1 protein-coding gene is annotated in these 768 nt (G+C 64.8%); it reads right to left on the bottom strand.

Annotation, left to right across the window (positions count from 1 at the left end):
* Positions 1-767 (bottom strand): pyridoxal-phosphate dependent enzyme (locus F3J19_RS32295; RefSeq protein WP_240159408.1); only part of this gene is annotated, 767 nt, incomplete at its 3' end.
* Position 768 lies beyond the last annotated feature (1 nt).

Raw genomic sequence — 768 nt, 5'->3', positions numbered from 1 at the left:
GCGCACAGTGCATCGGTATTCACGAGCAGCACTTCGTCGAGATACTCGCTGCACAGGCGGAAGGTTTCCTCGCCGACGAGCTTGACCGCCGTGCCATCGGAGAACAGGCCCACTTCGTTCAGCGTCACGCGCTCGCCCGCTTTCAACGACGCCGCCATCGCACACGAATCGTCGGTCTGCACGCCGATCACCTTGATCTCGGGGCGCACCGATTTCACGTACGCCGCCACACCGGCCGCGAGCCCACCGCCGCCGATCGGCACGAAGATCGCGTGGATCGGGCCCTGGTGCTGGCTCAGGATTTCCATCGCCACCGTGCCCTGGCCCGCGATCACATACGGATCATCGAACGGATGCACAAAGGTCAGGCCACGCTCTTCCTGCAGTTTGACCGCGTGACCATACGCATCGCTATACGACTCGCCGGACTGCACGACCTCGACGGTCGGTCCGCCATGCGTGCGGATCGCGTCGACCTTGAGCTGCGGCGTCGTGACCGGCACCACGATGATTGCCTTCACGCCCATACGTGCCGCCGACAACGCCACGCCCTGCGCATGATTGCCCGCCGACGCGGTAATCACGCCGCGTTGCAGCGCCTCGGCCGGAATATGCGCCATCTTGTTGTACGCGCCGCGCAGCTTGAACGAGAACACCGGCTGGTTGTCCTCGCGTTTCAGATAGACCGGATTGCGCAGCCGCGCCGACAGGTTCGGCGCATGTTCGAGTTCGGTCTCGCGCGCCACGTCGTAGACGCGCGCGGTCAGG

Source organism: Burkholderia sp. Ax-1724 (assembly GCF_011752995.1).
In the GTDB taxonomy this organism is placed as follows: Bacteria; Pseudomonadota; Gammaproteobacteria; order Burkholderiales; family Burkholderiaceae; genus Paraburkholderia.
Note: the sequence above shows the minus strand (reverse complement) of the source record. Positions and strands in the feature narration are given on the sequence as shown.